This is a genomic window from Ignavibacteria bacterium (assembly GCA_025612375.1).
Classification (GTDB): Bacteria; Bacteroidota; Ignavibacteria; order Ignavibacteriales; family SURF-24; genus JAAXKN01.
The window spans coordinates 57,506-81,557 of the sequence record JAAXKN010000004.1 but is presented as its reverse complement, the minus strand read 5'-3'; the positions used below and the strand labels follow the sequence as shown (position 1 = coordinate 81,557).

General features: G+C 44.8%; 15 protein-coding genes. 6 read left to right on the top strand and 9 right to left on the bottom strand.

The window, feature by feature from the left end; translation table 11 throughout:
- Nucleotides 1-29: 29 nt before the first annotated feature.
- Together HF312_04565 and HF312_04560 are read right to left on the bottom strand one after the other, a co-directional pair.
- Nucleotides 30-2,783, bottom strand: coding sequence for a PAS domain S-box protein (locus tag HF312_04565; GenBank protein ID MCU7519465.1), 2,754 nt, complete (start codon nt 2,781-2,783; stop codon nt 30-32).
- Nucleotides 2,784-2,876: 93 nt separating this feature from the next.
- Nucleotides 2,877-4,313 carry a glucosylceramidase gene (locus HF312_04560; GenBank protein ID MCU7519464.1) on the bottom strand — a complete coding sequence of 479 codons (1,437 nt, stop codon included), beginning with the start codon at nt 4,311-4,313 and terminating at the stop codon, nt 2,877-2,879.
- 267 nt (nt 4,314-4,580) lie between these two features.
- On the opposite strand from HF312_04560, the gene HF312_04555 reads away from it, so the two are divergent.
- The 4 genes from HF312_04555 to HF312_04540 all read left to right on the top strand — a co-directional run bounded on the left by HF312_04555 (nt 4,581) and on the right by HF312_04540 (nt 8,623).
- Nucleotides 4,581-5,198, top strand: a complete 618-nt coding sequence (locus HF312_04555; GenBank protein MCU7519463.1) for a hypothetical protein — start codon at nt 4,581-4,583, stop codon at nt 5,196-5,198.
- Between the two features lie 226 nt (nt 5,199-5,424).
- A complete protein-coding gene (locus HF312_04550) occupies nt 5,425-6,450 on the top strand; it encodes a DUF2087 domain-containing protein (GenBank protein MCU7519462.1) in 1,026 nt (341 codons plus the stop codon).
- 15 nt (nt 6,451-6,465) lie between these two features.
- Nucleotides 6,466-7,281 (top strand): class I SAM-dependent methyltransferase, encoded by an 816-nt coding sequence (locus tag HF312_04545; protein ID MCU7519461.1) that lies wholly within the window; start codon nt 6,466-6,468, stop codon nt 7,279-7,281.
- A gap of 163 nt (nt 7,282-7,444) precedes the next feature.
- Nucleotides 7,445-8,623 (top strand): iron-containing alcohol dehydrogenase, encoded by a 1,179-nt coding sequence (locus HF312_04540; GenBank protein ID MCU7519460.1) that lies wholly within the window; start codon nt 7,445-7,447, stop codon nt 8,621-8,623.
- 143 nt (nt 8,624-8,766) lie between these two features.
- Here HF312_04540 and HF312_04535 read toward each other — a convergent pair whose 3' ends face one another.
- The 5 genes from HF312_04535 to HF312_04515 form a co-directional block, all read right to left on the bottom strand.
- Complete coding sequence (locus HF312_04535; protein MCU7519459.1) at nt 8,767-11,166, bottom strand: N,N'-diacetylchitobiose phosphorylase; 2,400 nt, start codon at nt 11,164-11,166, stop codon at nt 8,767-8,769.
- A 40-nt stretch (nt 11,167-11,206) separates the two neighbouring features.
- Nucleotides 11,207-12,514, bottom strand: coding sequence for an AmpG family muropeptide MFS transporter (locus tag HF312_04530; protein MCU7519458.1), 1,308 nt, complete (start codon nt 12,512-12,514; stop codon nt 11,207-11,209).
- 112 nt (nt 12,515-12,626) lie between these two features.
- Entirely contained in the window at nt 12,627-14,360 is a 1,734-nt protein-coding gene (locus HF312_04525; GenBank protein MCU7519457.1) for a T9SS type A sorting domain-containing protein, read from the bottom strand.
- A 191-nt stretch (nt 14,361-14,551) separates the two neighbouring features.
- A complete protein-coding gene (locus HF312_04520) occupies nt 14,552-17,482 on the bottom strand; it encodes a TonB-dependent receptor (GenBank protein MCU7519456.1) in 2,931 nt (976 codons plus the stop codon).
- A 41-nt stretch (nt 17,483-17,523) separates the two neighbouring features.
- Nucleotides 17,524-18,756, bottom strand: coding sequence for an ROK family transcriptional regulator (locus tag HF312_04515; protein MCU7519455.1), 1,233 nt, complete (start codon nt 18,754-18,756; stop codon nt 17,524-17,526).
- Nucleotides 18,757-18,972: 216 nt separating this feature from the next.
- On the opposite strand from HF312_04515, the gene HF312_04510 reads away from it, so the two are divergent.
- Both HF312_04510 and HF312_04505 read left to right on the top strand, forming a co-directional pair.
- On the top strand, nt 18,973-20,157 hold the full coding sequence (locus tag HF312_04510; GenBank protein MCU7519454.1) for an ROK family protein: 1,185 nt from the start codon (nt 18,973-18,975) through the stop codon (nt 20,155-20,157).
- 120 nt (nt 20,158-20,277) lie between these two features.
- On the top strand, nt 20,278-21,489 hold the full coding sequence (locus HF312_04505) for a multidrug effflux MFS transporter (GenBank protein ID MCU7519453.1): 1,212 nt from the start codon (nt 20,278-20,280) through the stop codon (nt 21,487-21,489).
- Between the two features lie 21 nt (nt 21,490-21,510).
- Here HF312_04505 and HF312_04500 read toward each other — a convergent pair whose 3' ends face one another.
- On the bottom strand, nt 21,511-23,361 hold the full coding sequence (locus HF312_04500) for a TonB-dependent receptor (protein MCU7519452.1): 1,851 nt from the start codon (nt 23,359-23,361) through the stop codon (nt 21,511-21,513).
- Between the two features lie 166 nt (nt 23,362-23,527).
- A complete protein-coding gene (locus tag HF312_04495; protein ID MCU7519451.1) occupies nt 23,528-23,692 on the bottom strand; it encodes a hypothetical protein in 165 nt (54 codons plus the stop codon).
- Nucleotides 23,693-24,052 lie beyond the last annotated feature (360 nt).

Below are 24,052 nucleotides of genomic sequence, written 5' to 3'. Positions count from 1 at the left end.
AATGCAGTTCCGCTTTATTGAACATTATTTTATTTGAAGGGTATCTGAACGCTTACAGTTGTCCCCTTTCCGGGTTTACTTTCAAATTCAGTTGTGCCGCCGAAGAGATAGGCGCGTTCCTTCATACCGAGCAGGCCAAAGGATTTAGCTTTTTTAAAGTCCTCTTCGGTAATACCCTTACCGTTGTCCTTTATTTCCATCAGATAGTTTGATCCTTCCTCAATAAAAGATACAGTTACCCTGGTAGCATTTGCATGGCGCATTATGTTTGTAAGAGATTCCTGAAGTATGCGGAATACCGCAGTCGACTTATCGCGCCCGAGCTTGATTTCGGGGACTGTCAGGAAGCATTCGCAAGGAATTCCGCTTCTTGCCCGGAAGTCATCGGCCAGCCACTCTATGGCCGCTTCAAGCCCCATGCTGTCCAGGATAACAGGCCTTAGTTCGCTTGCAATTTTGCGGACTGATTTAACCGTTGTATCAATCAGGCTGGAAGCTGATGCAATTTTATCCAGGAGCTGCTCTTTATTTGAGAGTTCACTGTTATCGTTAACGAGATCCTCAAGGAATGATATATCCATTTTAAGCCCCGTAAGATACTGCCCCAGTTCGTCGTGGATTTCGCGTGCTATGTATGTGCGTTCCTCCTCACGTGCAGCCTGCAGGTGTGCAGCAAGCCTGCGGAGCTCTTCCCTGGAGTTCTGCAGGCTTCGTTCTGCAACTTTCTCACGTGTAACTTCTTTTAGAAGCGTAAGTATTGCAGGCTTCCCTTCGTAAACAATGGGCACAGAGTTCGTCTGCACAAAGACTTCCCTTCCATCCGGAAATACCGTCTTAAACTCATAAGGCTCAAGAATGGCGCCTGAAATGATTTTGTTTGTCCTTTCGACAATTATTTCCCGTTCACGCTCCGACAGGTTGTCTACGGCGTTAACGGGTTTGTTCAGAATATCTTCAGCTTTCCGGGCGTTGTAAATCCTGACTGCCGCAGGATTGACGTAAACCCACTTATAGTCCCTCTGTATACCAATTCCTATCGGCGAGGATTCAACTAGTGTCTGGTAGCGCTTTTCGCTTTCGCGCTGGGCTTTTTCCGCCTTTTCCTTTGCCGCACGCGCTCTGAGTGTTGAAATGCCGAATGATATATCGTTTGCCAGCTGTTCCAGCAGTGACTTTTCTTCTGAATTAAACAGGTCGGCCTTATCCCCATAGATCACAAGGACGCCAAATGGCACCTGGTTTTCCATTAGGGGTGCGGCATAAATGCACATATAGCCGCGCTCCAGGCAAGTCTGCCTGAGCTGAGGACTTGGCAGATCGCGCTCAATATTATGCAGCATGGCGGGCTTTTTAGTTCTGACTGCAATGCCTGTAGGCCCCTGGCCGAAATAGTTATTTCCCCAGGAAAGTTTTACGTGCTTGAGGTATCCGTCCTCATAACCCTTCCAGGCTGCAGGGCGGATCAGTTTTTCGGCATCATTCTCAAGGTAGCCCACCCAGGCCATTCTGTAGCCTTCTATGTTGCATATGATATCCAGAACATCATTAAGAAAAGTAAGCTCATCGGTTGCGCGAATTATTATCTGGTTTACCTGTGTAATAGCCTTAAGGGCTCGGTTAAGTCTCTTTTGCTCCTCTTCGGCATTTTTGTAGTAAGATACATCTGTAGTAAAGCCCTCAATTGCCTCCAGCAGCCCGTCGGGCGAGTAAATACCCTGCCCCTGCTCCCAGACCCACTTAAGTTTTCCCTCAGCAGTCACTATTCTGTAATATATTGTAAACGGAACCCCATTGTTGACTGCAGTATATATTTTTTCGAAAGCCTCATAAATGTCGTCGTGATGGATAACGCTTCCCATAGCAACGTTATATTTCCTTATAAGTTCGTCAGGATGGTATCCGGTAAGTGCATAGGCGCCTTCGCTTACATACTCCATTACCCAGTCCCTGTCCATTCTCAGCCGGTATGCCATGCCCGGAAGGTTTTTGACCAGAGTGGACATACGGCGCTGGCTTTCCTGGAGTGATTTTTCGGAGAGAATTCTTTCAGTTATATCCTTTGCAAAGCCAATCAGCTGCCTTGAGCCGTTGGAATCTGTTATGGCCGACTCAGTGATATCGAGTATTATGCGCCTGCCGTCTTTATGGTTAATAGTCCGGTTAACAGCTGCCCGGCTTGACTTTTCAGGTATATCCGCCCCATTGCATTCATTTGACGGTGCAGTATCTGTGCTGATATCCGCCTCAAACTCTTTGAGCATTCTGCCCGCGAGTTCCTTGGGGTCGTACCCGGTAACGTTCTTTACAGAAGGAGAGATATAACGGATTCTCCCGTCTTCAGAGCACTCATAAAAAAATATATCCTGGCTGCCCTCTACAATAAGGCGGTAACGGGCCTCGCTTTCACGAAGGGATTTTTCAATTTTCTTGTAGTTTGTTACATCTCGTGCGGCTGCAAAGACCATTTTTTCTTCGCAGTACGATTCTGCAATCCAGAGCAGCCATTTATAGGATCCGTCTTTACATTTGTAGCGGTTTATAAAAGAAGGCGCCTCGCCATCCGGGCTGATGCTGTCTGTTTCAAAACCTTTCACCTCAAGGTCATCGGGATGAATGAATTCAGTTACGGGTTTTGAAAGCAGCTCCTCAATAGTGTAGCCCAGACAGGCCTCCCATGCAGGGTTCAGGATTTTGAAGTACCCGTCGTAGCCGATTACTGCAAACATTTCTGTAGAAAGCGCAAATAACCGGCGCAGATCCTCATTTTTTATATTATCAATCATTGCTGTTTTTTCAGTAAAATACCTGTTTTGATTTTTTATAGCAAGTTGAATTAGAAAATTCCGTTTACCGGAAACTGTTTTACCGGGAACTGTTTACCAGACAAACGTTCCTGCCGCGCCGGAAGCCAGTGAGGCAGTTATTGTCTTATCTCCCACTTGCATATTAAATGCCTTTGCAGATGACCCGTTATTCAGAACAATTACAACCACTTTACCCTCAGGCGTCAGGAAAGCAACATTCGGCAGGTCAGTCGGCATATTAGATTCAATTCTCTTTGAGCCGGGTCTTACAAATTTGGATGCATGTGCCATAATGTAATAGCCGACGTTACGTGTCACCTGGCTGCCTTCTATTGTAATGGAGCCAAGGCACTGATCGCAGCCGCCGGCGGTATGAGGCGTGAGGCTTGCATTTGAGGCCAGGTTCCACTCCAGAACAGTTTTGCACCAGTTTCTTGAAGCACCGATTATCAAATCATTAATATGAAATTTAAGATTATCTGCAAAGCTGCTTCCGGCACCCACCCACTGCTCGGTGAAGTAAAGGTTTTTATCGGGATGTGCATTATGCACCAGGCTCAGGTCACTGATGCTGCCGCCATAAAGATGAAAAGCTGAGCCGTCAATATATTTTTTTGCATCGGGATCGTTCAGAACAGAGATCGGGTAATCGGTACGGTCTGCATTGTGGTCATAAATAATAATCTTTGTATTTATTCCAACACTCTTGAATGCGGGTCCAAGACTGGTCCTTATAAATTCGGCCTGCTGTGTTGCGGGCATTACCATGCTTGGGTTATTCCCGCCATGCAGAGGCTCATTCTGCACTGTAATTGCATCTATGTTAATGCCTTTATTTTTCATACCCATAATGTATGAGATGAAATATTTCGAGTAAGCATCGTAGTATTCAGGCTTAAGGCTTCCGCCAACGCTTTTGCCGGTTGTTTTCATCCACAGGGGTGCCGACCATGGTGAAGCAAGAATTTTTATGGCGGGATTTATTGCCAGAATTTCCTTTAGCAATGGTATAAGGTATTTCTCATCTTCAGCAAGTGAGAATTTATTCATATTCGCGTCAGTTTCGCCTGCAGGAAGGTCATCGTAAGAAAAAACCTTTGCATCGAGGTCACTGGCGCCGATGCTTATTCTTAAGTAGCTTATGCCTATATTCTTATCCTTATAATCAAACAGTTCAGTCAAAAGCTGTTTTCTTTCAGCAGCAGGCATATTATAAATATGGTATGCACTTCCCCCTGTTAAAGCACAGCCGAAGCCATCCATCTCCTGATATGCTTTATCTGAAATTACGGTAATGGTATTTATTCCGCCCACAGCCGGAGCCGTGGCAATACTTTGCTGTTCAGTAAAATAGGTTTTCTGCGCCGGATCAGTAAGCCAGAATTGAACGTTTATGTTCTCCTGCGAAGCCGGGCTGGTCACATTATCCTTTTTCTTGCAGCCGTAAGAAAGTCCGGAGGAGGCAAGAAGCAGGATCACAATTAAAAGATGACAGATAGTCGTTTTCATTGAGCGGTCCGTTTGATAATTCACTTAACTTCACCATTATTTATTTTGAATTGACTGAAATTACTTCCCAAAAGTAGGATTTAGACCGAAGCAAAACAAATACAAACGGAAAATTCTTCAAAATACTTTCTCTTTTTAGAGCCCTGTCTTTATAGTCCATGGACTACAAAATAATCCGTCTTTTGCCAATTTATCTGCTGCCGGCCAGAGAGTAGATTTACTATGTAAGTTTTCAAAACACTAATGACAATATAAATGGAGTTAAAAATGAAAAAGGCATTACTTATCGTTTTATTACTTGCCTCTGCAACATTTGCACAGAGGAAATCATTTTTCGAAGGAGAAATGGACAATGGCGGATTTGGCGGACCTCAGGTAAAGTTCTCATCTGTTAAAAATAACTTTGGAGTCCTTGTAGGCGCCTACGGCGGCTGGCTGATCAATCATCAGTTCATGATCGGCGGCGGCGGATACGGCCTTGCAAACAACATCAAGGCAAACAGCGACGTCCAGAAGGTATTTAACTACAGCTCACAGCCTTATATTAACTTCGGCTACGGCGGCGGCGTTCTGGAATATTATTTCAATCCCAATAGCCTTCTGCACTCATCGGTCTCATTGCTCATCGGCGCAGGCGGGGTTTCTTACCGTTCAGCTAACCATGACACCGATTTACTCTCAGACGAGTGGAATGATGATAGTAACGCAGATGCAGTTTTTGTGCTCGAACCCGGAGTAAGCGGGGAATTGAATATTGCAAAATATATGAAAGTAGGATTTAATGTAAGCTACCGTTTTGTTAACGGCGTTGACACCTATGGCTTAAAGGATTCTGATTTCAGCAACTTTTCAGGCGGAATTACGTTGAAGTTCGGAGTATTCTAAAATTCATCAGTGCCTAAGCACTCTTAAAAAAGACTTCCATTAACCGGCCTTTTGTAAGTAACAGGCCATCTGATATGCCCGGGAAACAGCTTCGAAGCTGCTTTTCCGGGCTTTTTTGTTATAGGAGACAATTTAATTCGACAACCATCAAATTATATTTGCGATAAGGAAAATTATTTCTTATTTTTACTTTGATACTTATCAAAATAAATTGACGGGATATTTAATGGAAATCAAGGAAAGCATAAGCATAATGAAGGCGCTCGGGGATGAATCGAGGCTCCTGATTGTAAATTCACTGGTGGAAAAGCCGATGTACCTGGAAGAACTTGCAAAACGGCTGAACCTTTCGGAATCGACTGTGAGCTTCCATATGAAGAAACTAGAGGCTTCGGGACTTGTATGCAGACAGAAAGAGCAGTATTATGCCGTATTTCACATAAATAAAGATATATTTTCAAGTACATTAGAAGATATTATTTCATTCGTGAATGTGGAAAAGCCGGTTCAGGATGAAAGAATGAAAGAATACAGGAAGAAGGTAATTGACTCATACTTCAGCGGAGGAAAGCTTTTAAGAATTCCATCCCAGCACAAAAAGCGCCTCATAATTCTTGAGGAGATAGTTAAGCTCTTTGACAGGAGCAGGACGTACCCTGAAAAGGACGTTGATTCGATGCTGGGAGAAGTAAATGAAGACTACTGCTCCATAAGGCGTTATTTTATTGATGAAGGGATGATGAATAGAGAAAGAGGAAGCTACCGGGTGAGTCCCCGATTCAGGAATAATTCGGGAACAGACACACCGGAATTCCTTTCTAAAAAAAAGGATACAGTCAGGACGCAATTAATACCGGAGAAGAAAATGGATGCTTCAAAAAGAAAAGAAATTATCAGAGATTATAAAGAAAAGGACCGCCCGACCATGGGCGTCTACCAGTTAAGGAATCTGAAAAACGGCAAGATATTCCTTGGCAGCGGAAAGAACCTGGAAGCTAAAAGAAACCTGCACATGGTGGCTCTTAAGGAATGGGGGCTGCACGAGATCAAAGAGCTTCAGGAAGCCTGGAATGAACTGGGAGAAAAGGGCGTGGCCTTCGAAATTCTGGACGTACTTGAACCAAAAAAAGATGCTCCAGTTAATTATAACTACGCAAAAGACATCGCGTTCTTAGAAGAGATGTGGCTTGAGAAGCTTCAGCCATACGATGACAAAGGCTATAATAAAAGGAAAATTAAAAAAGAACAATAAACCGTGGAGGGGATCATGCCGGAGAAAACAGCAGTAGAGCTTGGCAGTGTGCAGCTGACCCTGCTTCTTCCTTTATGGGGCCGAGCCGTTGAAACCAGGAAAGAAAAGCCCTTACTGAAGGATGAAACCGCACTTGAGATCATCAGCAGGATGGATTATGATTTTTCTGACATGGCCCGGAAAATCCACGACGTCACACAGTTTGAGTGGATTGCCCGCAGCATTCATATAGACAGGACAATCAGGGAGTTTCTTGCCAGACACCCTAAAGCTTCAATTGTAAATGCAGGATGCGGACTGGATACAACGTTCGACAGGGTCGATAACGGAAGCCTCTTGTGGTACGACCTGGACCTGCCTGATGTGATTGAGCTGAGGCGTAAGTTTATAGGCGAAACCCCGAGAAGAAAGTTTATAGCCTGCTCGTTTCTTGATGAAAGCTGGTTCAGGCAGCTTAAGGCCGGTGACGGAGTCCTGTTTATGGCAGCAGGCGTGATGTATTATTTTAATGAAAGCCAGGTAAAAGATATTTTCAGCAAGCTTTCGTGCGCTTTCCCTGGCGCCGAATTTATTTTTGACGCGGCGTCCCCAATTGGTGTCAAAACTGCCAATGAAAAACTCCTCCAGAGGGTAGGCATCAATGAAAGTGCATTTATGAAGTGGGGGCTGCAGGACTCCAGCGCAATTAAGGACTGGAATATCAAGCTGGAATCTGTAGAAGAGTACCCGATGTTCAGGCACATGAAGAAGGGGCTGCCCCTGAGGACTAAAATCGTTGCCTCAATGTCGGACCATTATAAAATGATGTATATGGTACATCTGAAGTTTTAAGTTTAGCGCAAATGAAATGCCATCGGGATTTGATTTCTGATGGCACTTTCAATTATTTATCATCCTTTCACATTTAACTTCTTCTGATTGCTCCTTAAAATTTGTAAATTTCCCCCGGATAATTTCTATCCTCTGCTATTTTTAATTAAAGGAGTTTCTACAAATGAATTTTGAATATAACATACCGACAAAAATTTTGTTCGGCGCAGGCAAGCTTGAGAATCTTGCCACAGAAAAACTTCCGGGCAGGAAAGCCTTAATAGTAACTACAAACGGCACTTCAATGAAGAAGTACGGTTACCTGGACAGAGTAATTACGCTGCTTAAAAAGAAAGGGATCGATTCGGTGGTGTTTGATAAAATACTTCCGAACCCGATAAGGCTCCATGTAATGGAAGGTGCTAAAGCGGCAAAGGAGAATGGCTGCGACTTCGTTATAGGGCTTGGAGGCGGAAGCGCAATTGACTCGTCAAAAAGTATAGCCGTAATGGCCAAAAACCCGGGAGACTACTGGGATTACATTCACGCCGGAACGGGCAAGGGCAAGGCGGTCCTTCAGGGTGCGCTCCCGATTGTTGCTATTACAACTACTGCAGGCACCGGAACTGAAGCAGATCCATGGACTGTGATTACACACGAAGAGCGCAATGAAAAGATTGGCTTTGGAAACAACGATACATTCCCCTGTCTTTCAATTGTAGATCCCGAACTGATGACCTCTGTTCCTCCTCATTTAACGGCATATCAGGGTTTTGACGCGTTTTTTCATGCTGCCGAAGGCTATATTTCAAAAATAGCAAACCCGATAAGCGACATTTTCGCTCTTAAAAGCATTGGGCTTTTAAGCCGGTTTCTGCCCCAGGCCGTAAAAAATGGGTTGGATCTGGAGGCCAGAACAAATGTGGCCCTTGCAAATACACTTTCCGGCATGGTGGAGTCAACTTCCAGCTGCACGTCAGAACATTCTATGGAGCACGCTTTAAGCGCCTTTCATCCTGAACTGCCGCACGGGGCAGGGCTTATAATGCTGTCGGTTTCATACTTCTCATTTTTTGCCAGGGTCGTCCCGGCCAGGCTCTCACAGATGGCCGAAGCAATGGGAAGAAACGTCAAGGGGCTTACCGAAGAAGAAGGCGCATGCAAGTTTATTGAAGCCTTAAAGGAAATGCAGGAGTGCTGCGGCGTAAGCGAACTTAAGATGTCGGACTACGGCATTCAGGAGTCTGAGATTGAAACACTTGCCCGGAATGCAAGGGAGACGATGGGAGGACTTTTCACGCTTGATCCTTACAGCCTCTCGCACGAAGAGACCGTATCTATAATAAAAAATTCGTATAAATAATTCTGCATTTTATTTACTTTATTCCCGCCGTTTATACCAGTTCACAGCGGGAATAAGGTTATAGTTTAACCTCTTTTGAAGCATCAGTTTAATCCCCTTAACCACAGGAAGAGTTTTCATGGGGACCTGCCCCAAATTCGTTTTTAACCCATTGTAACTTCAACTTCATTTTCTGTTCCGGGAGCCTGAACCGGTACCGGACCTTCAATGGGCTCTCCATTTACCGATATGCATTTAACTCCCTTTTCAACTCCATCGGGGTTCAGGACTTTTATGTTATAAAGTGCGCCGCGCCATTTCCTTTTTACCTCGAAGCCCGTCCAGTCTTTTGGTATGCACGGGTCAATTACAAGCCCATAGTAAGATGGCCTTATGCCGAGGATATATTTTGTTACTGCCGTATAGAACCATCCCGCTGTTCCCGTAAGCCACGGGTGCCTTGCACGTCCGAAGGCTGTGTGGTCACGCCCCATAATAAACTGGCAGTATGAGTAAGGTTCAGCCTGGCGGATCTCAATAATATCATTCTGGTTATAAGGGAGTATTGCGTCATAGAACTTCATTGCACGGCTTCCGCGGCCCAGTTTGCATTCTGCAATAACGGCCCAGGGATTCGGGTGGCTGAATATGGAGCCGTTTTCTTTTATGCCTTTATAGACTCTTGTAATATATCCAATATCATCATCGGGCGTTGAGTAGGCCGGCCAAACAAGGTGAAGCCCATATTGGGAAGAAAGGTATTTATCAACAGAGTCCATGCATTTCATTCCCCTTTCGGCATCTGCTACTTCCGAATAGACTGCCCAGCTTTGAGAGTTGAGGAATATTTTGCCCTCCCCGGTTTTATGTGTCCCGATTTTGATGCCTTTTTTTGTAAATCCTCTTAAATACCACTCCCCGTCCCAGAGTTCCCTTTGGCAAGCTTCCTTAACTTTCCCGGCCATCTCCGTATATTTCTGAACGTCATCCTGACGCCCCAGTTTCTCAGCTGAAACCAGAAATATATTTATGGCCCAGTAATGCATAAATGATACCATGGCGCTTTCGCCTCCGCCTAAATTAAGGCAGTCATTCCAGTCGGCACGAAGTCCCTGGCATATGCCGTTTTTGCCCGTGTACTCTGCAGAAAAGTCGAGTATCTTTTTGAGGTGCTCATATACCGTTGCCTCACCCTTGTCTGCAAAAGGCACAACATAGTCGAAGAAGTCCAGGTCACCCGTTTCCACAATCCACTCGCAGATTGAGGCCACCAGCCAGAGGGCATCATCGGAACATACATCCTTGATGCCATGGATTATATCCTGCGGGCTTGGTGTTGGTACAACGGTAGGAAGTTTAACCCCGGGCAGCTTATCCTCCTCAGGCTCAAAGACATTCGGGTCAAACAGATGAAGCCCATAGCCCATTGAGGTATGGCCGCGCAAAAGCTGCAGAATTCTTTCTTTTGTCTTTACCGGGTTGGTATGTACAACTCCCATTACGTCCTGCGATGTATCGCGGTAACCCAGGCCGGTGCGGCCGCCTACCTCAACAAATGAAGCAAAGCGCGACCAAATGACGCATACCTCGGCCTGATAGAGCGTCCAGATATTTATCATAGTGTTAAGCCCCGCGTGAGGAGTACTGACCTGGAAGATGGAGAGTTTGCCATCCCAGTATTCTTTTAACTTTTGAAAAGCATTATCGACATTATTAAAATCGGAATACTTTTCCTTTATTTTATACCCATTTTCTTCTCTTGAGCCAACGCCAAGCATAAATATGAGCCTTGTCTCTTCACCAGGCTCAAGCGTAAGTTTTTTGTGCAGCGAAGCGCAGTGGTTATTTCCAAGCTCGGTGGAGTTTCTTAAGAAGCCTTCTTCTACAGCAGCAGGATTTGTTTCCGTATGGTAGTCCCCGATAAAAATGTCGCGCACGGCATCAAAGCCGTCGGGATCAAAGTTTGAAGCAAAGAAATGATAAGTCCACGGCTCATAGAAGAAATCGTATTCAATGATGCCGTCCTTATAATTTGAGCCGCTTGCATAAAGGCTCATCTGCAGGTTCTGGTTGTCAATTTCAATATGGTGAAAAGAGAACTCAAGGTAAGTAAAAACGCTCAGCTTTCTACTATTATTTCCATTATTTTTTATTTTAACATCCCACAGTTCCACATCATCTCCAAGCGGTACAAAGAGGAGCTGTTCAGATTCAATACCGTTATAATCCGACTGAAACCTGGAGTAACTAAGCCCGTGTCTCGTTGTATATTTTGCCTTTGAGAGGTCTTTTCCCACGGGCTGCCAGGAGACTGACCAGTACTCGCCTGTTTCATCATCGCGAATATAGACGTAATGGCCGGGGCGGTCCAGAGGTATCCCGTTCTGCCGGAAACGCGTAATCCTGTGGTGCTCGGGTGATTTATAAAAAGAGTAACCGCCGGCATTGTGCGAAATAACCGTGCAGAAATCCTCCACTCCAAGGTAGTTCGTCCAGGAAACGGGAACGTCAGGGCGCTCTATTACATACTCCCTGTTCAAGTCATCAAAATAGCCGTAATTCATCTGAAAATCTCCTGAAATATATTCAGTCTGTGATATTAATTTATTCGTTAATACTAGCCTTCATTTCTTCCTTCTCCGCCTTTTCATCGATGTGTTCTGTAAACGGTACAAGCCAGGTAACCAGAAACGATGGGATAGTGGCAATAATAACCCATATAAAGAAATTTTTGTAACCCAGAAAGTCAGATAAAAGTCCACTTATCATTGAAGGGATCATAAAGCCCAGATTCATCAGAGCCGTAGCAAAAGCATAATGCGCCATTTTATATTTGCCGGGTGCAATCTGCTGCATCATAAAAAGAATAAGCCCAACAAATCCAAACCCGTAGCCGAAATACTCAAAGACAACGGCAAGGCTGATAATGGCAAAGTCCGTGGGAGTTGTGATGGCCAGAAATGCATATACCGCAAACGGAATATTAAAGAAGCACGCCAGAATGAACAAAGATTTTTTCAGTCCGCGCTTCGCAGTAAAGTAACCTGCCAGAATTGAACCGAGCACAAATGCCGCAGCACCGAATACGCCGTAGATTATTCCTATTTCGGAAGTGCTAAGTCCCAGGCCTCCTTGCGTGCGCGCTGAGCGCAGGAAAAGCGGTACAATCTTTACTGCCTGACCTTCGGCAAACCTGTAGAAAACTATAAATGCAATTGCCCACCAGATATTTTTCTTCTTAAAGAATGTTTTGACCACATCCCAGAAAGTTGAAAAAGCTTCATTTAAGTTCTGAACCCTGGCCGCCTTGTTACCTGCTGGCAGCATTTTCATATGATACAGGCTCAGTCCTAACAATACAAGTCCGAAGATGCCCATTACAATCATCCATGCCTGTGTGACTCCCGCGCTCACTTCAAGCCTGCCTGCGATATAGACCAGTGCCCCCTGAGAGAATACCTTGGCTATATTATAAAATGCCCCCTGCCAGCCAATAAACTTGGACTGCAGCTTTTCTGAAAGCACATTTATATAAAGCCCGTCGGCAGCAATGTCGTGTGTAGCCGAGTTAAAAGCAATGATTGCAAAAAGGACGAGTGAATACTTGAAGAACCCGGATAAAGGCAGCGTAAGGGCAAGGAGCCCAAATGCGACACCGCCTATGAACTGCGTGGCAACAACAAAATACTTTTTTGTCTTGAACATCTCGAGCAAAGGTCCCCAGAACGGTTTCAATGTCCAGGGCCACGCAATAAGCGTTGTAAAGAAAGCAATCTGAGAATCAGAAAGGCCCATATCCTTGTACATCAGCACGGATACCGTTGCAACCGCAACAAAGGGAAGTCCCTCGGCAAAATAAAGTGTAGGGACCCAGAATGCAGGACTAAGTTTTTTTCCTGTAAAATTATTCATCTGATTACCCGTAAAAATTATTACTATGCAACACGCCAGGCCAGTTAAACTTCAGCAAAGAATGGGCTGCTTTCACAAGAAAGCAGCCCATAAAGGAGTGTTATGATCTAAATTACTTTAATAAAGCCATTTTCTTTGTCAGCATTTGGCCGTTCTGCTGCAGTGTATAGAGGTAAATGCCGGAGGCCATTCTGTTCAAATCAACTTTGTACTCGTATGTTCCGCTTATCTTAAATTCATTATTCAGAATCGTTGTAACCAGTCTGCCCTGTATGTCATAAATTTTAAGAGTAACATTTCCGCTTTGGGGCAGGTCGAACTTGATATTGGTCGAAGGGTTAAAAGGATTCGGATAAGCTTCATATAGTGTAAAGTGTTTTGGAACAACTGAAGAATAATTTTTCACACCGCTTATAGCCATATTGAACCAGTTCAGATCGCCAATCGGCTTTCCGTCAGTAGATGCAGTAAGAAGTGTAGCATTGGTATATTTCAGGTCCTTAGCTTCGGGCAGCGGCCACTGAGGAATCCAGTTAACACCCTGCATAACGTGCTGGAGGTGATAACCCCAGACCTCAGTTGATATTTTTGCAGTTCTTACGGCCTTGAAATATTCCAGGAATCCGACGCCGAACTCCGGCTTATTGTCCATTACGGAGTCAATTGAAGGTCCAAATCCGGGGTCAACGTTCTGATTATTTGCCTCAACAAATCCGGGCCACGTTGTAGAATCAGCAAACATATTTGTAGTTCTCTGGTTCATCCAGGTTGCCGTAATAACCGAGTCCACATGAGCAGTATCGTTCCATGCCTTTATATAGTCAATAACTCGTTGCGGCCAGAAATACGTATTATTCTTGACCTCAACCGTTCTTTTTGCTTCAGCCAGCATTCTGACATTTGCATTTGTAGAATCCTGAGGGTCGAATATCTTGGCAATTGCCACGTTCAGTGTATCGAAATCAATTAATGAACCTTTTTCAGGAGAGCGCAGCTGGTCCCACCACGGGTATTCCGTTTTGCTGATTCCGCCGGCCCATGCAGCATAGAAAAGATTATCATTAATTTTGGCATTTGTTACGTTAAAGGCGAAGAACGGGTTCTTAAACATCCAGACTACGTCGTTATGTATAAATTCAAAGTATTTTAATATTTTCCCTGTTACCGGGGCTGCCGCGTATGCGTTAACGCAGAAGAACGTGTTATTTCTCATTACGAGTGAATCGGTTGCATTGCCGCCGGAATTGCGGACCGCTTCTCCAACATACCACTGGCCGGCGCTGTTAACCATGTTCCTGAATTTGGTATTATAGACGAATAGCTTGTCCATATTTCCCTGGTAATTAAGCGCATACTGGTCCCACTGCTCAAAGACACAGTTGTCCACCTCAAGGCGGCAGCTGTCGCTTTTTACAATAATACCAATTGCATTGGGAGAATTAACTGAACCGGCAATTGACTGGCCGGTAATATAAAGGTTTTTCAGGAGAGCTTTAATTCCGTTCTTATTCAGAATAAGAAAAGTTCCGGGAACGCTGGCATCGGGAAGAACATCGGGCTGGATGGTGGCTGGCCTTCCGTTTAATCCAAGCTTGCCGACAATCGAAATATTTGAGGTTGCCGTAATTGCAGCCGCAAACAAGTAGGTAGTATCGGTGGAAACAAGCTTATATACCTTGTGGGCCTGTGCACCACCTGTTGAAACATCAGCACTGATTATCTGATCCAGAGTTTTATCCGAATTGGCATATACAACAAGAGTATCATTCTGAGCATAGCTCACGCTCGAAAGACCGGACAGTAATATCACAGAAACCAAGAACAAAGTAGCCATTATAGCTTTCATAAAGTACCCCCTTCTTGTTTTGAGGTTTATGTTATTAAGAACATGAATTCATTTTCTAAGTACCATTCTAACACACTACCGGAACGGAACAGAAAGACAGAAAAAAACAATAAATGACTGAACATAAAGACAAAGAACAAACAGAAAACAATTAAGAACCTGAACCTAAGAACTAAAACTGAGCCTAGGAACTAGAACCTGAACCGTAAGCCCAGGTCAGCCGTCATGCCGTAGTCCTGGAGAGATCTTGGGACACCGGCACCGCCCTGAATTTCACTGACGTCTTTTGCCCCGTTAATGTTATTAAGGTCGCCATATATCTGGAGATTGAACCAGGGGAGGTCCTGCTTTACGGCCAGATCCCATCTGCGGTAGGCAGCCGTGTTGGTTCTCAGCTGCGGGAACAGATGCCCGGCTGTAAAGACGTGTGTCTGGTAAAGCATTGATATACGGGCAGAAAACCCGCCATAGTCGAACCCGAGCGACATATTTACTATATCATTAGGCTGATCCAGAAGGCGTTCTGTATATGAGGTATCAGTATAGGTAATGAAACGCCCCGACTTTACCTGCAGCAGGAAAGGATAAGTTGCCTTGGAGAATATGTGAGTATAATTGACGTTAAACACCAGGCCTGCCAGGGGTCCCGGCAGGTACCAGAAATGCGTCTGCCAGTCGAGTTCCATTCCATAATTATCAATTCTGAAAGGGCTGTTAATATACGTGTCGACAAAATATGTCTGCGTCGGAATAGGGATCCAAATTGCTGGAGGAGGTCCGTACTGCGCAGCATTCGTACCGGTGACATGAATTCTGTTTGCGAATATGAGGTTATCAATCCTCTTTAAGAAACCGCCAATGGTAAAAAGTCCGATTGTATTATCATAAAATGAAAGATAGGCGTCATAGTTTTCCGAATGCGACGGTTTCAGACTGCTGTTATTGTAGGCGATGCTGTTGCCGTTAACGGATGCCCTGGGGATAATTGCATTGTAGTCGGGATATGCCAGAGTCTGAGAGTACGAGAGGCGGATATCAAACCATGAGAACGGCTTATACCTTAGTGACGCGCTTGGGAGCCAGTTTGCATGGTTCTGAACTACGGTGCTGTCGATATGGGGATATAAAACCGTGGCCGTGGTATTCACCTGCCCCTGCGCTGCCTTATAGCTGGTTTTAAGATTCTGATACCGGACGCCCGGTATAAAAGTAATCTGCTGGCCGATATTAAAAACCGACATAACATAAAAAGCAGATCTGTCCTCAAAGCCCGAATAGTCGAAGCTCTGTGAATTATAGGCGTCGGGAGCATAAGCCGGAACATTCAGGTAGGCGTTTGCCTTTACAAGGTCCACCAGGCTGTTTAGTTTAGCAAAGTCGAGCGGGGAACCCATCTGATAGTCACCTTCTAAAAATTTCCCGTAGCTGAATGAGGGGTCGACAAAATGCGTCATCGGGACTTCGTTGGGATTGTCGCTTGGCGGAAGCCCGAAGTTTTGGGAAATAAGCGATGTAATCGGAATTGCGCTTATATCAACGAAAGAGCCTCCTCCCTGACCGATAAGGTTAAAATCATATGAACGTGTCTGATGGCGGAATTTTCCACCTACCTTAAAGTCTGCTGTAATAAGCTCCGAGAGGTTGATCTCCCGGTCGAGGTCAAGTACAGCAGCCAGTGCACGTTCCTTTGAGAAACTGTTTGTCGTCTGAATGCTGCGCAAGTATGTTGTGCTCAGATTCGGTGTGGCCGCCCTTTGAACTTCCTGCGGGTTGACATTTTTGGCATCAATAAACTGGTTAAGCCCTGTCTGGTCCTTCTGCATAAAATTAATGGACCAGTCGTTAGGGTCCTTTGTCTCTGAATACGTATGTGATACCCTGGCATGGAAATTAAATATTGGCATTGCCTGCTTATAGTCGAGCGAGTTTGAAAGTATAGTGAGCTTGCTGTTGGCGTAAGAGAGCGTATAGTTGTTCTGTGTATTCAGTACGTCAAAGAATTCCTGGCGGCTGCGTGTGTCGGTATTGCCGGAACTGACAAAATTTGTAAGCTTAAATTTACCATCAGGCACCAGATAGTCCATGACGAGTGCGCCGTTTATTCTCTGGCGGTCCCTTGGAATATCTGAAAGAGTAAGGCCCGTAGTCTGGTAGTCAGTCTGGCTTTTCGGATCCTTAAGATAATTTGTATAAGAGGCACCCAGTTCATTGGAGGTAAGGTTCTTCCGTTCAAGATCAATCTGTGCAAAGACCCCAAAGAGGCCGTCAGAAAACCTGTTTTCAATGCTGCCTACATACTTGTAATTATTGTACTTATTGTAAGCATTAGAAAGATTATTGTAGCCTGCCTGTGCCAGGAAGCTTACAACTACCGGCAGGCGCGTATCACTCTGGCGGGCTTCTCTGAGCTCGAAGTTTACTGTACCGCCCAGCACATCAGCGTCCATATCGGCGGTATTGCTCTTTGCCACCTGAATTCCCTCGAGCATATTTGATGAAACCATGCTGAGGTCCGCGCTTCTGTCGTTCGGGCTTGAAGTTGACATCTGCACGCCGTCTATTGTGATCTGGTTATATTTCGGGGCCAGGCCCCGTACAATAACCTGGTTGCCCTCGCCTCCTTCTCTGAGGACAGATATACCGGGAAGCCTTGCAATTGATTCAGCGGCATTTGCATCCGGGAGCTCCTGTATTCTGGCAGAGGATACGGCATTAAGTATATTGTTTGCGGCAAGCTGCTGGTTAATGGCCTGCTTCTGTCCCAGCGCCTGCCCGGTTACAACTACTTCCTGCCCTTCAACCGTAACAGGCTCCAGGGAAAAGTTCTCTATTGCGGCTGCGCCGTCATTAACGGCAATATTTCTTCTTGCTTCAACATATCCTATAAATGTGGTACGGATTGTATATTGTCCTGCGGGCACATTTCTGATGGCATACTTGCCGTCGGGATTGCTTGTTGCTCCTTTGCTTGTACCTATAAGTATAACTGTAGCGCCCATGAGAGGTTCTCCGGTCTGGGAGTCCCTGACTACTCCTTCAATACTCGCCTGAGCCGAGGCTTTAGAAGAAAGGAAGGCTAGAGAAATAAGAAAAAGACTTAGAATGGAGCTAATTCTTCGCATTTTGTCCTCTCTAAAATTGTTGCCTAAACTGCTATTACCAGCTATTCAGATGTAATCCTGTAATAGTCAAATATTTCCTTTATAACGAGCGTTGCTGCCCCAAGCAGCCCCGAGTGTTCAGACAGCGAGGATGGAAGAATCTGAATATTTCTCTCTCTGCCTGAAGATGTGCGTTCTTTAACAACTTTAATCATTTCGGGATAAATAATATCCCAGGCCTGGGTAATTCTTCCGCTAAGAATCACTGCCTTGGGATCAATGGAGCGGACAATGTTTGTAATTCCAAGCCCCATATAGTACCCTGTTTCTTTCAACGTATTTATGGCAGTCTTTTCTCCTAAGAATGCCGAATCGATGATTGTCTGCAGGGTTATTTCTTTATTATTCAGGGAAACTTTTCCGGAGGATGATTTTCCTTCATACCTTTTAATGGTTGCCTGGTCCGAGGAATATTTTTCCCAGCAGCCCTTGTTACCGCACTCGCATGCTTCGCCCCCTTCGACAATGGTAATGTGACCGAATTCACCCGAGGCCTGTGAGCCGCCGTCAAGGAGCCTGTTGTCTATAACAATTCCGGAGCTTATAGCGGGGCCTACCAAAACAAAGACAAAGCTTGAGAGATCTGCCTCACTGCCGCCGAACCACAGCTCAGCCAGTGCGCAGGACTTTGCCTCGTTGCCTGCCGAAACGATTTTGAGCCCCGGCCAGTTACTCCTGATTGCCCGGCTGACATTAAAGTTTTCCCAGCGCCCATTTGGGGTATAGCTTGCAATTGAATTGCCGTCCTCTACAATACCTCCTATTGTAAAGCCTATTCCTTCTAGCTCATCAATACGGTTTTCCTGACAAAGACTTTTTATCTCTTCCGTGCAGCGGCTGATGAACCGTTCCGGCCCGGCATATTCTGTTCTGAGGGATGAAGTCCCTATAATAGTGCCGTCAATATCCACAACCCCCAGCGTGGTAGTTTCGGGATCTACATTAATTGCGCCCGCATAAAATCTGTTTTTCCTGAGAAATAGGCTAACCGGATTACGCCCTACGTTCTGGTCGCTGGTTGCCTGTTCATAGATAAGGTTTTCCTGCAGGAGGCCCGATACGATGCTTGAGACGGTGCTTTTGTTCAGTCCCGTAATCCTGGCAATCTCGGTCCTTGGTATCGGCTGCTTGGTACGGATTAAATTTAAGATCATTGCCCGGTTTATAATTCTGACAACCTTTTGATTTCCTGGAATAAAGCTTTCCTCATTCATCTGCTCATTGCTCCTGTTCACAAAATCTTTTGGTTTGTCCTCCGAACAAACTAACTTCAATTAGAATCTATCTTTTTGTGATTGTTAATCAAGGTCCAAAAATTGGTATCATTCTTTTTTACCCCTTTTTCACCTCCTTAAGGCTGTAATTTCTGCCGCAGAATATTTACATTATATTAAAACAGGGCAGGTTAGTCCGGACGGCCCACTGACTCAGTCATTTCCCAGGGTACATAAATGAAAACAAGAAAACACATGACCCTTGACCCGGCAGCTGTAAAGGGATACCATGAAAAGCTCACTCTTAACGTTATAAGGGAAAATTCCGTCATATCCAGCTCCGAACTCATAAGAATTACTAATCTGAATAAATCCACCATCTTCAGCATACTGAAAGAACTCTCCGCCAGGTCGCTCATTGTAAGTACAGGCAAGGGCGAGGCAACTGAAAAAGGAGGCGTACGCCCTGCTCTGTGGAAACTGAACGCGGATGCCTTTTACGCAATAGGCATCGACGTTGAAATTGGCGAAATGACCGCCGTTATACTTGACCTTACGGGAGAAGCGGTTAAAAAAAATATTTATAAAGTAGATGTTTCAAGTAACCTGGATGAACTGGTTGAAAGCATAATATTTGTAATAAGCAGCATAATTTCAGATTCCGGGGTTAAGGAGGAAAAAATTCTGGGCTGCTGTATTGCTTTTACCGGTATTGTAGACTACCTAAGGGGCGTAGTTGTAATGTCGGGAGTCCTTTTCAACCTGAACCTCCAGCTACTTGAAAAACTGAAGCACTGTTTTAAGTTTCCTATCCTGGTTGAAAATAACGCCAACGCCGCTGCAATAGGAGAAAAGTGGACCGGGCAGGGGAAAAACAAGAATAATTTCCTGGTCCTGTTAATTGAATTTGATATGAATGTAGTAGGCCTGGGAATAGGAATCATTCTTGAGGGAAACATCTACCGGGGAGCATCCTTCAGCGCCGGGGAGCTCTATCCTCATATGCCGAACCTGAGGCAGCTTATTGATATGGTCAGACCCAGATTTTCTGAAGGGAAAATACTAAAGAACTTTATTTCATCTTCTGAAAATCTGGATGTCAACAGCCTGATAGATATGGCCAGACAGGGAGATGAAATTGCTCTGCTGATATTCTCAATGTTCGGACGGAAAATCGGCGAAGTAATTGCCCCTTCAATTGCCCTGCTTAATCCCGACACACTCATAATTACGGGTACCATAGCCGAACTGGGAGAGATAATCATTAACCCGATTGAAAACGCCATTCAGATGAATGTTCTTGCCGTTACGAGCAACGCGCTTAAAATTGTTGCTGGCAGAAACCGGCAGTTCTCGGTTGCAGTAGGGGCCGCATCCCTGGGACTTAGTAATTTCTTCAAGCTGCCGATGTCCAATTACTGATCCATTACACCTGAATGCTTAAGTATGCCTCTTAAAATTTATAAAATTCTTCAATGTGGATTTTTGGGATGGAATGGAGCTATATTATAAGTTTAGATTTTATCGGCAATAAAAGGTTAAATGGAAAATAAAGCGCACTTAAGAATAATATATGTACTGGGATTTTTGACTGCAATCGGCCCTTTTTCTATTGATGCTTATATTCCGGGCTTCCCGTCAATAGCAAAGGATCTTGCAACAGACATTGAACACGTCACACTTTCACTTACAAGCTACTTTATCGGAATTTCCCTGGGCCAGCTTTTCTACGGCCCCATATTAGACCGCTTTGGACGCAAAAAGCCACTGCTTGCGGGACTTTTTATCTATATGGCTTCAGCCATTGGATGCGCCTTTGCGCCTTCGATCTATTTACTAATTGCATTCAGGTTTTTACTTGCAATCGGGGGCTGCGTTGGCATGGTGGCCTCACGTGCAGTTGTAAGGGACCTGTTCTCGCCGCACGAGACTGCAAAGGTATTCTCAATGATGATGCTTGTAATGGGTGTAGCGCCCATTCTGGCGCCGATACTGGGGGGCTTTATTGTTGCCTCAGCGGGATGGCGCTATATATTCCTTCTTCTTCTCATTGTTTCTGCCACCATGACTTTTGTTATCAGTAAATATCTGCCCGAAACAAAAGAAGCCGATCCAACCGTGTCGTTTCACCCGTTGAAGTTAGTACAGGGATATTTCTCACTCTTCCGGAACAGGACATTTCTAGTTTACGCAGTTGCAAGCGGGGCTGCCACAGCGGCACTTTTCAGTTATATATCGGATTCCTCATTTGTTTTTATACAGCTCTTTGGAATCCCGGAAGCTTATTTCGGCTGGATATACGGCGTAAATGCACTTGCGCTTGTCTCTGCAAGCCAGTTCAACCGCCTCTGGCTTTCAAGAAGAACGAGCCGCCAGGTTACAATAGTTACAATAGTAATTCAGTTTGCGGTTTCAATTATTCTGGCAGTTTGTGTTTTGATGAATGTTTATTACCTGGTAATAATGCTACTGATATTTTTCTACCTGTTCTGGCTCGGGTTCTTAAATCCAAACACTACCGCACTTGCACTTGAGCCATTTAAGAAAAATGCCGGCACAGCCTCGGCCATGCTGGGCAGCATGCAGATGGTCTTCGGCGCTGCGGCCTCGGCCTTCGTAAGCCTCTTCCATACCGGGACCGCCCTGCCGATGGCAGCATTTATGACGATTTTTTCTGTTTTAGGGCTGCTGGCCATTTTATACGACCGCGTAATGCAAAGCCGCCTGAAGCTGCCGTCTGCCGAAGTTGAATAAATGCCGAAGTGTTTTAAGGCGTTAATTCAGGTCCAATTTGAATTTAACGCCTCCAATTATCCAGCGCCCCGGCATCGGGATTCCGCTAAAATCCATATAATACTTGTTGAATAGATTTGAAGCCTCCAGGAATAGTTCATGCTCACGGATTCCACAGGAAAGTTTTGCATCCGTAATAAAGTACTCATCCTGGTTAAGCCTGTTCTCATATCTGAAGGCCCAGTTCATTTCTAATCCCAAAGGGAGCACGTGCATTACTGAGGCCACAAACTGGTGCCTCAGATGATCCAGAATATATTTCGACTGGTAGTTACCCAGCTTCAGATCTGAAGTCAGATATGAGTATCCCAGTGTCAGCTTTTTAATGATCAGGCCCATTTTGATTAAGGCGGGATTAATGGAAATGTTAGCGTCAATTCCGCTGGTATTTATCTTAGTTATATTTTCTGCCTGCCAGGGTTTTTCCGGAGAATATCTTATCCAGTCGATCAGGTTATTCCCCTTCCGGGTAAACAGGCACACATTTCCGGAGATATCATAGCCTGTGAAATAAAGACCTGCTTCATAAGACAAAGCTTCTTCGGGCTGAAGCACCGCATTACCCGTCTGAGCAGGGCTGTTATAATAAAGCTCGGTAAATGTTGGGATGCGGAATGATTTCCCGATCGAGGCTTTAATACCGACATTCTCTGTAAAATGGTAACTGAGGTCCACACCGGGCCAGTACTTCCAGCCGAAGCTGTCGTAATTATATAGAAATCCGCCGGCAGCAATCTTTAGGTTTTCCACCGGACTTAAGACTGCCGAGAGTGAAAGGCCTCCTTTTCTTCTGTTATGGTTTCCAAGGTTTGAGCTAACGATATCATCATAACCCATCTCGCCTCCAAGCAGGATGCGCATAATGCCCTTTGACCAGGAGCTCTGAATTTCAGCGCCATAGGAATTTGTTTTGTGCAGATTGTTATAGAAGTCAGGCCTGGTGTAGTCAAGAAGGTAATTATCCCTGTTACTCCTCCAGTAGAACTTTGGAGAAATTGAAACGCCCTTAAGCGCATAATTCAGGCCGAGTGATGAAAACACGGTTTTTAAGTGTTCCCACTGATTGGGATACTTGTCGGAATAAAATCCGTTTGCACCAAACTTCTTGTCGGTTAGGCCCAAAGAAAACTTTCCGCTTCCGGAATTAAACTGAATTGCCGAATTAAGGGCCACAGTTAAGACGTCGACGGCTGTATTGTATCTGTAGCCGTCTGACTTTTCCTTGGACAGTGAAACTTTATTTGAAAACTCTCCGGGTGCATAGGAGAAAGACAAGCCGCCTTTATAGTACCCTTTCTCCCCTGCCGAGGCGTTCAGGAGGAGTTCATTTCCCTTTGTTTTTCTGGTGATTATGTTAATTGCGCCCGAGAGTGCATTTGGCCCGTAGATGCTTGAAGCCTGGCCTTTGAGGATTTCAATTTTTTCCACGTCCTCCAGGTTAACGGGCAGGTTCAGGTTATTATGTCCCGTCTGCGGATCGCTCAGCCTGACCCCGTCAACAAGAATAAGGATCTGTTCAAACGATCCCCCGCGGATACTGAGGTCGGCCTGTACGCCCGAAGGCCCGCGTTTTTTAACATCCACCCCTGCAAAATACCCGAGTATGTCCTGCAGGCTCCCGGCAGGAGCATTCTGAATATCCTCCCTGGAAATTACGGTTATATTTTTTGAGGACTCTACTGTAAGTTCAGTTATTTTCTTAGCCGTTACATAGACGTTTTCTGTAATAACTGTATCCTCCGGCTCCTGCGAAAAAATAACGGAAGGGAAAGAACTAAGGATTAAAAAGGTTGAAAGAGCAATTGCAGCCCCTGATTTATATAAAATTTTCATAATTCCCCGGTCAAAAGTGAAGTGCAAATATAACAAGGAAATTGTTCTTCCGGGCGGGTAAAAGCAGGGCTTTCAGGGAATTAATCGTTTGAAGCCTTAAGCATCAGAATTGCAAAGCCTGGAAATCCGGGATATTCAGGCTATTTTATAAACTTTTTTAACAGATCTAGAAGGTAACTTCGTATTTGCTTCTTATTTTCTGTGCTAAGAGAGGAGCGTAGATTTCGGCAGCTGTAAGATTATCCATCTTGTTGGCCTGTGACTTGTATAAAATGAATCTCACCTGTAAACTCATATACTCTTTCATCGATATCTGTTTCTTAGTTCTCATTTCGTGCCCTTAAAAATAAAAATCTTGAATAAACATCGTTTCTATTTATAAGGACCCAACTTCCGGGCCAGTCCACACATTACAGAATTCCGGTAATAAGCTACAAACAATTCCTTTATTTTGAAGCTTATTGCAGGGAAAGAGACAGATTTGTGCCAACTAAGGGATTAGATAAGGGATCAAATAGATGGAGCCATGGCTAATATTAACCACACAAATGTGAATTTTTGGATATTCAGCCCGCAAAAGGCTTAAGTTCTTTAAATAAAACGGGAATTTGGGCGATAATATATTTATGTTTGTCCATAAGATCAGGTAACGTTCAGCTCCCTTTCCAATTTCATAAATTTTGTCATTTGC